The sequence below is a fragment of the Pseudomonas citronellolis genome (genome assembly GCF_900112375.1).
Classification (GTDB): domain Bacteria; phylum Pseudomonadota; class Gammaproteobacteria; order Pseudomonadales; family Pseudomonadaceae; genus Pseudomonas; species Pseudomonas citronellolis.
In genome coordinates, this window is record NZ_FOLS01000021.1 from 71,226 (window position 1) to 84,760 (window position 13,535).

Sequence of the window (13,535 nt, forward strand, 5' to 3'; positions counted from 1 at the left end):
CGCCGGCCGGCGCGGGCCCCCTTACTTGCGGTACGAGATTCATGACTTACGACTACATCATCGTCGGCGCCGGCTCGGCCGGCTGCATCCTGGCCAGCCGCCTGAGCGAGTCCGGCGAGTACAACGTCCTGCTGCTGGAGGCCGGCGGCAAGGATTCCTCGCCCTGGTTCAAGGTGCCGGTGGGCTTCGCCAAGCTCTACTACAACCCGACCTTCAACTGGATGTACTACAGCCAGCCGCAGCAGCAGCTCGCCGGCCGCCAGCTGTATGCGCCGCGCGGGAAAGTGCAGGGTGGCTCCGGCTCGATCAACGCGATGATCTACGTGCGCGGCCAGGCCCACGACTTCGACGACTGGGCGGCCAACGGCAACGACGGCTGGTCGTTCAAGGAGGTGCTGCCGTACTTCCGCAAGCTGGAAGCGCACCCGCTGGGCGACAGCGAGTACCACGGCGGCAGCGGGCCGATCCGCATCAGCCCGATGAAGGGCCACACCCACCCGATCTGCGACGCCTTCCTCAAGGGCTGCGAGGAACTCGGCTACCCGCGCAGCGAGGACTTCAACGGCGCGCATTTCGAAGGCGCCGGCATCTACGACGTCAACACCCGCGACGGCCAGCGCTGCTCCAGCAGCTTCGCCTACCTGCACCCGGCGCTGGGCCGGCCGAACCTGAACATCGAGCGCCACGCCCAGGTGGAGCGCGTGCTGTTCGACGAGAACAGGCGCGCCATCGGCGTGAGCCTCAGCCAACATGGCGTGCAGCGCGAATTCCGCGCGCGCCGCGAAGTGATACTGGCGGCCGGCGCGGTGGATTCGCCGAAGCTGCTGCAGCTCTCCGGCGTGGCCGACCGCGAACTGCTGCGCCAGCATCACATCCCGGAAGTGCTGCACCTGCCGGCAGTGGGCAAGAACCTCCAGGACCACCTGTGCGTCAGCTACTACTACAAGGCCAACGTGCGCACCCTCAACGACGACTTCGGCTCGCTGCTGGGCCAGGCGAAGCTGGGCCTGGAGTACCTGTTCACGCGCAAGGGCCCGCTGTCCATGAGCGTCAACCAGAGCGGCGGTTTCTTCCGCAGCGACGACGGGCAGGCGCACCCGAACCTGCAGCTGTACTTCAACCCGCTGTCCTACCAGATTCCCAAGAGCAGCAAGGCCAGCCTCAAGCCGGAGCCGTACTCGGGCTTCCTGCTGTGCTTCAACCCGTGCCGGCCGACCAGCCGCGGCGAAGTGCGCATCGCCTCGAAGAACCCGGCCGACGCGGCGCTGATCGACCCCAACTACCTGAGCACGCAGAAGGACATAGACGAGGCCATCCAGGGCAGCCGGCTGATCCGCAAGATCATGAATGCACCGGCGCTCAAGGCTGTGACTGTGGAAGAGGTGCTGCCGGGTGCGGCGGTGCAGTCCGACGAGGCGATGCTGCAGTACTTCCGCGAGAACTGCGGCTCCATCTACCACCTGTGCGGCAGCTGCGCCATGGGCGCCGACCCGCAGTCCAGCGTGGTCGACAAGCGCCTGCGGGTGCACGGCATCGAGGGGCTGCGCGTGGTGGATGCGTCGATCTTCCCCAACGTCACCTCCGGCAACACCAACGCGGCGGTGATGATGGTGGCGGAGAAGGGCGCCGAACTGATCCTGGAGGATGCCCGCCAGGTCCAGCTCGAAGCGCCGCAGCGCCTGGCGGTGTAGTAGCGGCCTATTACCCGCCGCGGCGGGGAGTGGCTAACCTGTCTGGCATGCCCGGCCACCCATGGCCGGGCCCCTGCCCGGAGGAATGCTGCGATGGCCGCGAAGAAGATTCTGATGTTGGTCGGCGACTACGCCGAGGACTACGAAACCATGGTGCCCTTCCAGGCGCTGCAGATGGTTGGCCACGTCGTCCACGCGGCGTGCCCGGACAAGAAGGCTGGGCAGAGCGTGCGTACCGCCATCCATGATTTCGAGGGCGACCAGACCTACAGCGAGAAGCCGGGGCACAACTTCGCCCTCAACGCCGACTTCGCCACTGTTCGCGCTGAAGACTACGACGCGCTGCTGATCCCCGGCGGCCGCGCTCCGGAATACCTGCGCCTGAACGCCAAGGTGATCGAACTGGTGAAAGCCTTCGACGCCGCCAAGAAACCCATCGCCGCCGTCTGCCACGGCGCCCAGCTGCTGGCCGCGGCCGGCGTGCTGAAAGGCCGTTCCTGCAGCGCCTACCCGGCCTGCGGCCCGGAAGTGAAGCTGGCCGGCGGCGAATACGTGGACATCCCGGTGGACGCCGCCCACGTCGACGGCAACCTGGTCAGCGCCCCGGCCTGGCCGGCGCATCCGGCGTGGCTGGCGAAGTTCCTCGAAGTGCTCGGCACGAAGATCAGCCTGTAGACTGGCGTTCGCGTCTATAGAAGGAGGCAGAGCATGTGCGAACTCTACGTGAAGGCCGACCCGATCCTCTACGAGTCGCGCTCCCGCTCCCTGCGCATCCGCGGCGTGGTCACCACCCTGCGCCTGGAGAACCAGTTCTGGGACATCCTGCGGGAGATCGCCGAAGTCGACGGCATGACCACCAACCAACTGATCGCCAAGCTCTACGACGAGGTGATGGACTACCGTGGCGAAGTGGTCAACTTCGCCTCCTTCCTGCGCGTGAGCTGCACCCGCTACCTGGCACAGCGCCGCGACAAGGTCGCCGAACTGAGCCTGGTGCCGCGCAGCGCCTGATCCTGTAGGAGCGGGCCCTGCCCGCGATTTCGCGCGCAGGGCGCGCTCCTACATGGGAATGCCGCAGGTGGCGCAGCGTAGGAGCGGATCTCATCCGCGATCCGCGCCTACGGTTTCGTGTGCGCCCGGCCCTGTAGGAGCGAGCTTGCTCGCGAACAAACTCCGCTGCGGGACATCAGGTTCGCGAGCAAGCTCGCTCCTACGAAAAGCCGTGCTCGCCTGTAACGCAGGACTCCGTCCGTGATGCTTCGGAAACCGGCCCTGCCGGCGCAATCGCGGATGAATCCGCTCCTACGGTCCGTTCGTAGGGCGCATAACCGTTCGCGGTTATCCGCCGGTGGCGTTGGCGCGGGGGCCGGTGGCGGATAACGCCTGGGGCGTTATGCGCCCTACGGTTTCCGCAGGCATGAAAAAGCCCGGCGCATGGCCGGGCTTTTTCCTGGAGCTGAAGCGAAGGCTTACTTCACTTCCACCGCCAGGCTGTGGGCGATCTTGTCTTTCCAGATCGCCGGGCCGGTGATGTGCACCGACTCGCCGTTGGTGTCGACCGCCACGGTCACCGGCATGTCCTTCACGTCGAACTCGTAGATCGCTTCCATGCCCAGTTCGGCGAAGGCCAGGACCCTGGACTTCTTGATCGCCTGGGCCACCAGGTAGGCGGCGCCGCCGACGGCCATCAGGTACACGGCCTTGTTGTCCTTGATCGCCTCGATGGCGATCGGGCCGCGCTCGGACTTGCCGATCATGCCCAAGAGGCCGGTGCTTTCCAGAATCTGCCGGGTGAACTTGTCCATGCGGGTGGCGGTGGTCGGGCCGGCCGGGCCGACCACTTCGTCGCCCACCGGGTCGACCGGGCCGACGTAGTAGATGAAGCGGCCCTTCAGGTCCACCGGCAGTTCTTCGCCCTTGTTCAGCATGTCGACCATGCGCTTGTGCGCGGCGTCGCGGCCGGTGAGCATCTTGCCTTTGAGCAGCAGGGTCTCGCCCGGCTTCCAGCTCTGCACTTCTTCCGGGGTGATCTTGTCCAGGTCAACGCGGCGCGCGGAGGGGCCGGCTTCCCAGACGATTTCCGGGTAGGCGTCCAGCGGCGGCGCTTCCAGTTCGGCCGGGCCGGAGCCGTCGAGCACGAAGTGGGCGTGACGGGTGGCGGCGCAGTTGGGGATCATGCACACCGGCAGCGAGGCGGCGTGGGTCGGGTAGTCCATGATCTTCACGTCGAGCACGGTGGTCAGGCCGCCCAGGCCCTGGGCGCCGATGCCCAACTGGTTGACCTTGTCGAACAGCTCCAGGCGCAGTTCCTCGATGCGGTTCTGCGCACCGCGGGCCTTCAGCTCGTGGATGTCGATCGGGTCCATCAGGACTTCCTTCGCCATCACCGCGGCCTTCTCGGCGGTGCCGCCGATGCCGATGCCGAGCATGCCCGGCGGGCACCAGCCGGCGCCCATGGTCGGGACGGTCTTGAGCACCCAGTCGACGATGGAGTCGGACGGGTTGAGCATGGCCATCTTCGACTTGTTCTCCGAGCCGCCGCCCTTGGCCGCGACGTCCACTTCCACGGTGTTGCCCGGGACGATGGAGTAGTGGATCACCGCCGGGGTGTTGTCCTTGGTGTTCTTACGCGCACCGGCCGGGTCGGCCAGGATGGAGGCGCGCAGGACGTTCTCCGGCAGGTTGTAGGCGCGGCGCACGCCTTCGTTGATCATGTCGTCGACGCTCATGGTGGCGCCGTCCCAGCGCACGTCCATGCCGACGCGGACGAACACGGTGACGATACCGGTGTCCTGGCAGATCGGGCGGTGGCCGGTGGCGCACATGCGCGAGTTGATGAGGATCTGCGCCATGGAATCGCGGGCGGCCGGCGATTCTTCGCGCAGGTACGCCTCATGCATGGCCTGGATGAAATCGACCGGGTGGTAGTAGGAGATGAACTGCAGGGCATCGGCGACGCTCTGGATGAGGTCGTCTTGCTTGATCACGGCCATGGAGCACGGTCCTCTTCAGGCGGGAATGTCAGGCGGGTATTTCAGGCGGCTAAGCCACGTACACCGAACGCGTCCGGTCAGGCACCGGCGCAAAAAGGGCGCCGTAGTATAGCGCCGTGCCAGGGCCGGGCGCACGCGCCGGCGATCCGACCTTGGTCGGCAGGGGCGGCAAGCGCCCACTTTCCGGTCGGCTAGGCATGCTGTGGCTTTGATAGTAGAGTGAGGGCTAAGTGCCATTACGGGATGGAGCCCCCATGAGCACACCGAGTTCCCCGCTGAAGCAGCGCGCCCTCCAAAAACTATTGTTCAGGCGGTTCGGCATGGCCCTCGGCACCTACGCGATGGCCCTGCTGCTGCTCTGGCTGACCGTGATCGGCGACTTCTACCATGGCTCCCCGGCGTTGGCGCTGGCCGCCACCCTGTGCGCCGTGGCCAGCCAGGCGGTGTTCTTCTGGCTGTTCGCCAGCGGCCGCAACCAGCGCTTCGTCGACGCCAGCCTGACCGAGCCCCAGGTGCTGGTGGCGCTGGTCTGGACCACCTTCTTCCTGGCCCATGTCGACAGCGTGCGCGGCACCCTGATGGTGCTCTACGTGCTGATCCTGCTGTTCGGCGTGTTCCAGTTGCAGCCACGGGTGTTCGCCCGTTGCGCGGGCCTGGCCTTCATCGCCTTCGCCGGCCTCAACCTCTGGGAAGCCTTCCGCCAGCGCCTGCAATTGCCCGGGCAGGCCGTGCTGCAGTTGCTGGTGCTGTTCATCGTGCTGGTCTGGCTGACGCTGTTCGCCGGCTACGTGCAGGCCCTGCGCCAGCGCATGCGCCAACGCCGCTACGCGCTGCAGGCGCACCAGGACACCCTGCGCGGGATGATGCGCCAGCTGGAAGACCTGGTGGCCACCGACGAACTCACCGGGTTGTTCAACCGCCGCCACTTCCTGCGCCTGGCCGGACGCGCGCTGGACGATCTGGACGAGGGGCAGCGCCACGGCCTGGCGCTGATCGACCTGGACCACTTCAAGCGCATCAACGACGTCCACGGCCATTCCGCCGGCGACCGCGTGCTGCAGACCTTCGCCGCGGTGGCGCGGGCTTGCCTGCGCGAGGGCGACGTGCTGGCGCGCTACGGCGGCGAGGAGTTCGTGCTGCTGCTGCCCGAGGCCGACAGCGACCGCCTCGCCGCCTGCTGCGAGCGCCTGCGCCAGGCCTATGCGGCGGCCGAGCCGATGGGTGTGGAAGTGCCGGTGCTGAGCCTTTCCGCCGGCATGACGCTGCTGCAGAGCGGCGACGATCTCGACGAGGCCTTGCAGCGGGCCGACCAGGCGCTCTACCGTGCCAAACGCAGCGGACGCAATCGCTGCGAGGCGGCATGGGAGGAGAGCGATGCCTGAACTGCATGCCGGCGGCCGACACTGGGAAGTGGCCGCCGGAAGCAACCTGCTGGATGCCCTGCGCGCCGAGGGGATCGCTATTCCCTACAGCTGCCGCGCGGGCAGTTGCCATGCCTGCCTGGTGCGCTGCAGCGGCGGCGAGCTGCTCGACGATCGCCCCGAGGCGCTGGACGCCGCGCGCCGCGGCGAGGGCTGGCGCCTGGCCTGCCAGTGCCGGGTGGTAGAGGACTGCGCCGTCGAGGTCTTCGATCCCCAACGTGACGGCCTGCCGGCGACGGTCGCCGAGCTGGACTGGCCGGCGGCGGACATCCTGCGTCTGCGCCTACAGCCGCAACGCCCCCTGCGCTACCGCGCCGCCCAGCACCTGGTGCTGTGGCTGGGCGAGGTGGCGCGGCCCTATTCCCTGGCCAGCCTGCCGGGCGCCGAGCCCTGGCTGGAATTCCACATCGCCTGCCAGGCCCCCGGCGCCTTCTGCGACGCGGCGCGCCAGCTGCGGGTGGGCGACGAACTGCGCCTGGGCGAACTGCGCGGCGGCGCGTTGCATTACGACCCCGAATGGCAGGAACGCCCGCTGCTGCTGATGGCCAGCGGCACCGGCCTGGCGCCGCTGTGGGGCATCCTGCGCCAGGCCCTGGCCGAAGGGCACCAGGGGCCGATCCGCTTGCTGCACCTGGTGCGCACGCCGGCCGAGCACTACCTGGCGGCGGAACTGGCGGCGCTGGCCGCGGCCCATCCCGACCTGCAGGTGACGCTGGCGCTGCCGGCCGATCTGGACGCGCATCTGGCGCAATTCCGTCTTGTCTCGCGGCGAAGCATCGCCTTACTCTGCGGCCAGCCCGCCAGCGTCGAGCGCTTCGCCCGCCACCTGTACCTGGCCGGGGTGCCGCGCGGCCAGACCCTGGCCGACCTGTTCCTCTCCCACGCCTGAGCCGGGCCGCAGAGCCCGGCCGCCACAGCCTGCTGCCAAGGAGTTGCCATGAGCCAACAGATTCTCGTCGAGCGCGAACAGGGCCTGCTGACCCTGCGCCTGAACCGCGCGGACAAGATGAACGCGCTGACCCGGGAAATGTACGCGGCCCTGGCCGACGCCCTGGAGGCCGCCGAGCACGATCGCGGCGTGCGCGTGGTGCTGATCGCCGGCAACGCCGAGTGCTTCACCGCCGGCAACGACATCCACGATTTCCTCCAGTACCCGCCCAGCGGCCAGGACAGCCCGGTGTTCCGCTTCATGCGCGCGCTGATGGAGTTCAGCAAGCCGGTGCTGGCGGCGGTGGCCGGCCCGGCAGTAGGCATCGGCACCACCCTGCTGCTGCACTGCGACCAGGTCTTCGTGGCCCGCGGCGCCAAGCTGAAGATGCCCTTCGTCAACCTCGGCCTGTGCCCGGAGTTCGGTTCCAGCTTCCTGGTGCCGCGCCTGCTCGGCCACGTCCGCGCCGCCAGCCTGCTGATGCGCGGCGACGGCTTCAGCGGTGAACAGGCGGTGGCCTTCGGCATCGCCAACGAGGCCCTGGCCGACGGCGCCGCCGCCCTCGAACGCGCCCGCGAAGTAGCCCAGGCCCTGCAAGCCCTGCCACCGGCGGCCCTGGCGCTGAGCAAGCGCCTGCTCAAGGCGCCGTACATCGATGAACTGCGCAAGGTGGTGGCGGAAGAGGGCGAACTGTTCGTCCAGCGCCTGAGTTCGCCGGAAGCCCTGGAAGCCCTGAGCGCCTTCACCCAGCGCCGCCAGCCGGACTTCTCGCGCTTCGCCTGAGCTGGCCAGCTGCCCACAGAAACTGTGGGCAGAGCTGTGCATAACCTTGGGGCCAACTTCCCGGGCGCCCGCCGGGCCTGGGTTGTGCGGTGTTGTGCGGTATTTGATCCATCGCCTGTTCCGCTGCCGAGCGGATTCTTCGTAAGTGCCTGATTTCGTGGAATTGTCCTACAGTCGGCCGGTGGGGCGGGTTGTGCGATCAGCGCACCGGGCTTGCCCACAATAACTGTGGGAAGGCCTGTGGATAAGCTTGGGGCGGATGTGTCGGGGGCGCGTGGTTGTTGGGGTTGGGTGGCGCTGGCGGGGTTTTGACCAGTGCGTAGGAGCTGCTGATCTATTGGGTTATTCCCCTTCGGGCCAGCGCAAGCGCTGTTCGCGATGGAGCCGCGTCCCGCGTTCGCGGGAATCCAGAAACTATAAGGCTGCACCGAGGTGCTCTTCGTAGGAGCGAGCTTGCTCGCGAATGAGCCCTGCTGCGGCGCCTGTTCGCGAGCAAGCTCGCTCCTACGAAAAGCTGTGCTCGCCTGCAATGTAGGAGGCGGACGGTCTTGCCGACTGCGCCAAGGTGCTTTCGTAGGATGGGTTGAGTTTGCGAAACCCATGCGGTCGTGGCGTTGGTGGGCGCACGCCGGTTGGTTTTGGATGGTGGCTTGGCCGCGGCCCTCTCCCTAACCCTCTCCCTTCAGGGAGAGGGCTGGGGAGAGGGTGCGGGGCTGGGCGAAAGTAATGAACCACAGGTGACTCCCTCCCCAAAAAAACAAAGGCCGCCCAAAGGCGGCCTCCATCACTCACCATCCCACTCAGACCAACAGGTCCCCCACGTGCAGCACCTTCATGGTGTTGGTGCCGCCCTGGGTGGTGTAGCTGTCGCCCTTGGTCAGGATCACCCAGTCGCCCTTGGTCACCACGCCGCGTTGCAGCAGCGCGTCCACGGCTTCCTGGCTGACGCGCTCCGGCGGCAGCGCGGCCGGGTCGAAGGGGATGGTCTCGACGCCGCGGAACAGCGCCACGCGGGCCTGGGTCTCGCGGTGCGGGGAGTAGGCGAAGATCGGCACCGAGGAGCGGATGCGCGACATGATCAGCGGGGTGTAGCCGCTCTCGGTGAGGCAGATGATCGCCTTGATGCCCGGGAAGTGGTTGGCGGTGTACATGGCCGCCAGGGCGATGCTCTCGTCGCAGCGCTCGAAGGTCTGGCCCAGGCGGTGGCTGGACTTCTTCGTGGTCGGGTGCTTTTCCGCGCCCTGGCAGATGCGCGCCATGGCCTGGACCGCTTCCACCGGGTATTCGCCGGCGGCGCTCTCGGCCGAGAGCATCACGGCGTCGGTGTAGTCGAGCACGGCGTTGGCCACGTCCGAGACTTCCGCGCGGGTCGGCATCGGGTTGTGGATCATCGACTCCATCATCTGCGTCGCGGTGATCACCGCCTTGTTGTAGCGGCGGGCGTGCAGGATGATTTTCTTCTGGATGCCGACCAACTCGGCGTCGCCGATTTCCACGCCGAGGTCGCCGCGGGCCACCATAACCGCGTCGCTGGCGCGGATCAGGCCGTCCAGCGCCTCATCGTCGGCCACCGCTTCGGCGCGCTCGATCTTGGCCACCAGCCAGGCCTTGCCGCCGGCCTCGAGGAGCAGGCTGCGGGCGTATTCCATGTCCTTGGCGTCACGCGGGAAGGACACGGCGACGTAGTCCAGGTCCATGCTCGCGGCCAGCTTGATGTCGGCCTTGTCCTTGTCGGTCAGGGCCGGCGCGGTCAGGCCGCCGCCACGGCGGTTGATGCCCTTGTGGTCGGACAGCGGGCCGCCGATCAGCACTTCGCAGACCAGTTCGTCGGCCTTCACCTGCTTCACCACCATGACCACGCGGCCGTCGTCCAGCAGCAGCTCGTCGCCCACGCCGCAGTCCTTGACCAGGTCCGGGTAGTCGATGCCCACGACTTCCTGGGTGCCGGCGTCGCGCGGGTGGCTGGTGGAGAAGCGGAAGCTGTCGCCCACGGCCAGTTCGATGCGCTTGTTGGCGAACTTGGCGATGCGGATCTTCGGCCCTTGCAGGTCGCCGAGCAGGGCGACGAAGCGGCCATGCTTGGCGGCCAGGTCGCGCACCAGCTGGGCGCGGGCACGGTGCTCGTCGGGGGTGCCGTGGGAGAAGTTCAGGCGGGCCACATCGATCCCGGCGAGGATCAGTTGCTCGAGGACTTCGGGGGACTGGCTGGCTGGGCCGAGGGTGGCGACTATCTTGGTGCGGCGGACGGACATGCGGGACTCCTTGGAAGACGAGCGTGCGGGCCGGCGGCGGGAGCCGGGCCGGCCCGGCGGCCATCTTACCCCTTTTCCGATGACGGTTCGCCTGCCGGCTTGAGCACCAGCAGGTCGCACTCGACTTCTTCCAGCACGCGCTCGGCGGTATGCCCGATCAGCGCGCTTTCCAGCTGGCCACGGGCCACCGCGCCCATCAGCAGCAGGTCGATGCCCTGGTTGCGGACGAACTCGGGGATCACCTCCTCGGGGAAGCCCTGCAGCAGGTGGGTGTCGCCGGCGGCCATGGCCGGGTGGGCGGCCATCAGCATGTGCAGGGCCTGGCGGTGGTGCGCTTCGGTGGCCTTCAGGTGTTCGTCGTAGCTGCCCAGCAGTTGGGCGTCGAAGGCCAGGGTCTGCGGCAGCGCCACGTAGGCGTGCAGGTAGCTCGCGTGCAGGCCCAGGCGGCGGTTCAGTTCCAGCGCCGTGGCGATCAGCCGGCGGTCCAGCTTCGCCGGCTTGTCGCCTTCGTGCAGCGGGTCGAGGGCGGCGCACAGCTTGCGCCCCTCCCAGGTGCCGTGGTGGACCAGCCACAGCGGCACCTCGCAATGGCGGATCAGCTGCCAGTCGGTGTTGGTCAGGAACAGGCGCTTGAGCAGGCCGTGGCGGCTGCTGGACTTGAGCACCAGGTCGGGCTGGTGTTCGGCCACGGCGGCGAGTATCTCGCGGTACAGCGGCTTGCCCCAGCGGGTGTGGCAGCGCACCTCGATGCCGGCCTGGCGCAGCGGCGCGGCCAGCTTGTCGAGCCAGTCCAGGCGCTCGGTCTGCTGCAGGATGCGCACCCGCTCCAGCTCGTGCTGCGGGATCAGCAGGCCGTTGTCCAGCGCCGGGTTGTAGTCGCACACCAGCAGGGTCACGCCGGCGCCGCTGCGCTCGGCGATCCACTGGGCGCGGGTCAGGGCTGGCTGGTCGTCGCGGGTGGGGTCGATGACCACCAGCAGGTGCTGCAGTTTCATGGTCGGCTCCTCGCTTGGCTACTGCCATTGCAGTGCAAGCGTAGCCGGCCCGGCTTGACCTGCGTCAGTCGCCGCCCTGGTTCAGCGCCTGGTCCAGGTGGCGCGCGGCCTTGTTCGCCAGCTCGCCGTCGGGATAGTCCACCAGCAGGTGGCGCAGGTAGCCGATGGCCTTGGCGCGGCTGGGGTGCGGGTTGTCGGGTGCCATGTACATCAGGCCCAACTGGTACAGCGCCTTCTGCTTGATGTCGGCGGGGATGGCCGGGTCGTTGACTGCCAGCAGGTACAGTTGCTCGGCCTCGGCGACGCGGTCCTTGAGCACCGCGCGGCGCGACAGCAGGGTCATGTCCGGGTCGAGGCTGGTCTTGTTCAGGTCGAGGTTCTGCTGCGGCTTCCAGGTGGCCAGCAGCTCGCGGGCGTTCTTCTGCACCGGCTCCTTCGCCCGCTGGCGGATCATCAGGATGCGCGCGTCGGCGTGGCTGGCCGCGGCGGTGCCGGGGAACTCGCGGTCGATGCGCTGGAAGTAGTCCAGGGCCTTGGCGTCGTCGCGCTGGTCGTTGTAGCGGCTCATGTAGATCAGGCCGATCTGGTACAGGGCGATGGCGCGCACGTCCGGGCTGTAGCGGCTATTGTCGTAGCCGCTGAGGTAGAGCTTCTCGGCCTCGGCGCTCTTGTTGTCGCGGATGGCCTGGGCGCTGTAGGTGAGCAGGTCGCCTTCTTCCTCCACCGCGGCGGTCATGCGGTCGCTCTTGAGCTTCTTGTACTCGGCGACTTCGCCGGTGGTGACCTGGGCGACGAACAGCGGCGTGGTCGGCGAGCAGGCGGCCAGCAGGCCCAACAGGACCGCGAGGGGCAGGGCGGGGTGCAAGCGCATGGCATCTCCTTGGCGCCGGGGCGGGTTCCCTGCGCAGTCTAGTGATGCCCTTCAGCGCGGCCAAGGCGCGCCGATACAGTTCCCAACGGAGGATATGCCCCATGCGAACCCTGTGCATCCTGGCCCTGGCGGCGAGTGTTACCGGCTGCAACAGCTGGTCGACCAACAAGAACCTGGACAACGCCTACCGCGCCTACGAGCGCGGCGATTGCGAGCAGGTGATGCTCGACCTGTCGCGCACCGAGCGCAAGAGCCGCGCGCGGCCCTGGCTGCAGCCGGAGATATCGATGCTCCGCGGCCTGTGCCTGGAGCGCCAGAAGTACTACGTCGACGCGGCGCAGACCTACGATTTCATCATCGCCCGCTATCCGAGCAGCGAATATGCCTACCGCGCCAAGGCGCGCCTGGAGACGCTGCGCCAGAATGGGCGCCTGACGGGCGAGGCCGCCCAACCGTTGCCGGTGCGTCCCTGACCGCCGGTCGTTGCCGCCTTGAGCGGGCCCGGGTGCTCGCTAAGCTCAAGAGGCTGCCTTCAAGGAGGAGGTTGCGATGCGTGCGTTGCTGTGCCTGTGCATGGCCCTGGCCCCCTTGCTGGCAGCGGCCGACATCTATCGCTGGACCGATGCCCAGGGCAAGGTGCATTTCAGCGAAACCCCTCCGCCCGGCGCGCAGCGCGTCGAGGTCCGGCCGCAGGTGGTCGAGCGCGATGCCGCCACGCGCGAGCGCGAGGAGCGTACCCGCCAGTTCTACCAGGCGCGCAGCGAGGAGCAGGCCGCGGCGCGCAGCCGTGCCGCCGAGCAGCAGGCCAAGGCGGGCGCCGAGTGCGACCGCCTGCGCGACCAGTTGGCGACATTGCAGCGCGGAGGTCGCTACTACTCCACAGATACCAAGGGTGAACGCCTCTACTATAGCGACGAACAGATCGATGCCGCTCGTCGCTCGCTGGCCGAGCGGGTGGCCGAAGGTTGCCGTTAGTGCTGGCCGCAGGGCGGTCGCGCCGTCATACTGGGTAAAACTCATAGCGAATAGCCATTATGCGTCATCAACGACACATAGAGCGCCATCAGCTGCCGTACTACCTGAAGGTGTTCAATAGCATCACCGACAAGCCCATGGGTTACCTGGGCAACGTATCGCTGGACGGCATGCTGCTGATCAGCCAGCTGCCGATGCTGGTGGGCGGGCGATTCGACATGCGCCTGAAGATCCCCGGGCAGGACGGCAAGCTCCAGCACATCGACTTCAGCGGCACCTGCCAGTGGTGCCACGAAGACGTCACCCCGGGCAGCTTCGACTCCGGCTTCAGCCTGGTGGCGCCGCCGGCGGAGTACGTCGAGCTGGTCGAAGCGCTGCGCCGTTATTTCAGTTTTCGCCGCCAGGTGGAGTCGGTCTGAGCCGCGGGATGCGCTGAACCGACCTGGGCGGTAGTGAAGGAAAGGGAAACATCGGCGGTACGCGAATGATACGTGTAGGAGCGGGCGTGGCGTGTGGGACGACCCGTAGGAGCAACTGTCTATTGGGTTCCCGCGTTCGCGGGAATGACGTCGGAAAACACGAATCTTAATCCCGTCATTCCCGCGAACGCGGGAACCCAGAAAACA

General features: G+C 67.6%; 13 protein-coding genes. 9 read left to right on the forward strand and 4 right to left on the reverse strand.

Annotated features, from left to right (window positions below):
* Positions 1 to 41: 41 nt before the first annotated feature.
* From BM060_RS19860 to BM060_RS19870, 3 genes are all read left to right on the forward strand, one after another.
* Positions 42 to 1,691, forward strand: a complete 1,650-nt coding sequence (locus BM060_RS19860) for a GMC family oxidoreductase (RefSeq protein WP_074982233.1) — start codon at positions 42 to 44, stop codon at positions 1,689 to 1,691.
* A gap of 93 nt (positions 1,692 to 1,784) precedes the next feature.
* A complete protein-coding gene (locus tag BM060_RS19865; protein ID WP_074982235.1) occupies positions 1,785 to 2,366 on the forward strand; it encodes a DJ-1/PfpI family protein in 582 nt (193 codons plus the stop codon).
* A 33-nt stretch (positions 2,367 to 2,399) separates the two neighbouring features.
* Positions 2,400 to 2,702: a ribbon-helix-helix domain-containing protein gene (locus tag BM060_RS19870; RefSeq protein ID WP_074982237.1), complete on the forward strand. Its 303-nt coding sequence runs from the start codon at positions 2,400 to 2,402 to the stop codon at positions 2,700 to 2,702.
* A gap of 458 nt (positions 2,703 to 3,160) precedes the next feature.
* On the opposite strand, the gene BM060_RS19875 is transcribed toward BM060_RS19870, so the two are convergent.
* Positions 3,161 to 4,684, reverse strand: coding sequence for a fumarate hydratase (locus BM060_RS19875; RefSeq protein WP_074982239.1), 1,524 nt, complete (start codon positions 4,682 to 4,684; stop codon positions 3,161 to 3,163).
* Positions 4,685 to 4,938: 254 nt separating this feature from the next.
* On the opposite strand from BM060_RS19875, the gene BM060_RS19880 reads away from it, so the two are divergent.
* From BM060_RS19880 to BM060_RS19890, 3 genes are read left to right on the forward strand one after another with little or no spacing between them, the layout of a single operon-like run.
* The gene (locus tag BM060_RS19880; protein ID WP_043273307.1) at positions 4,939 to 6,066 is read left to right on the forward strand and encodes a GGDEF domain-containing protein; all 1,128 of its coding nucleotides are present in this window, start codon (positions 4,939 to 4,941) and stop codon (positions 6,064 to 6,066) included.
* Positions 6,059 to 6,994, forward strand: coding sequence for an iron-sulfur-binding ferredoxin reductase (locus BM060_RS19885; RefSeq protein WP_074982241.1), 936 nt, complete (start codon positions 6,059 to 6,061; stop codon positions 6,992 to 6,994). Before BM060_RS19880 ends, BM060_RS19885 begins: the two co-directional genes overlap by 8 nt.
* Before the next feature lie 48 nt (positions 6,995 to 7,042).
* Positions 7,043 to 7,816 (forward strand): enoyl-CoA hydratase, encoded by a 774-nt coding sequence (locus BM060_RS19890; RefSeq protein ID WP_074982242.1) that lies wholly within the window; start codon positions 7,043 to 7,045, stop codon positions 7,814 to 7,816.
* 800 nt (positions 7,817 to 8,616) lie between these two features.
* Here BM060_RS19890 and pyk read toward each other — a convergent pair.
* The 3 genes from pyk to BM060_RS19905 form a co-directional block, all read right to left on the reverse strand.
* The gene (pyk, locus tag BM060_RS19895) at positions 8,617 to 10,068 is read right to left on the reverse strand and encodes a pyruvate kinase (RefSeq protein ID WP_074982245.1); all 1,452 of its coding nucleotides are present in this window, start codon (positions 10,066 to 10,068) and stop codon (positions 8,617 to 8,619) included.
* A 65-nt stretch (positions 10,069 to 10,133) separates the two neighbouring features.
* Positions 10,134 to 11,063: a universal stress protein gene (locus BM060_RS19900; RefSeq protein ID WP_074982248.1), complete on the reverse strand. Its 930-nt coding sequence runs from the start codon at positions 11,061 to 11,063 to the stop codon at positions 10,134 to 10,136.
* 64 nt (positions 11,064 to 11,127) lie between these two features.
* Positions 11,128 to 11,934 carry a tetratricopeptide repeat protein gene (locus BM060_RS19905; RefSeq protein ID WP_074982250.1) on the reverse strand — a complete coding sequence of 269 codons (807 nt, stop codon included), beginning with the start codon at positions 11,932 to 11,934 and terminating at the stop codon, positions 11,128 to 11,130.
* Between the two features lie 101 nt (positions 11,935 to 12,035).
* Here BM060_RS19905 and BM060_RS19910 point away from each other — a divergent pair, with 101 nt between their 5' ends.
* The 3 genes from BM060_RS19910 to BM060_RS19920 all read left to right on the forward strand — a co-directional run bounded on the left by BM060_RS19910 (position 12,036) and on the right by BM060_RS19920 (position 13,328).
* The gene (locus BM060_RS19910; protein WP_074982253.1) at positions 12,036 to 12,407 is read left to right on the forward strand and encodes a tol-pal system YbgF family protein; all 372 of its coding nucleotides are present in this window, start codon (positions 12,036 to 12,038) and stop codon (positions 12,405 to 12,407) included.
* Between the two features lie 76 nt (positions 12,408 to 12,483).
* A complete protein-coding gene (locus BM060_RS19915; RefSeq protein ID WP_009615806.1) occupies positions 12,484 to 12,909 on the forward strand; it encodes a DUF4124 domain-containing protein in 426 nt (141 codons plus the stop codon).
* A 59-nt stretch (positions 12,910 to 12,968) separates the two neighbouring features.
* Positions 12,969 to 13,328 carry a PilZ domain-containing protein gene (locus BM060_RS19920; RefSeq protein WP_009615807.1) on the forward strand — a complete coding sequence of 120 codons (360 nt, stop codon included), beginning with the start codon at positions 12,969 to 12,971 and terminating at the stop codon, positions 13,326 to 13,328.
* The last annotated feature ends 207 nt before the right edge of the window (positions 13,329 to 13,535 follow it).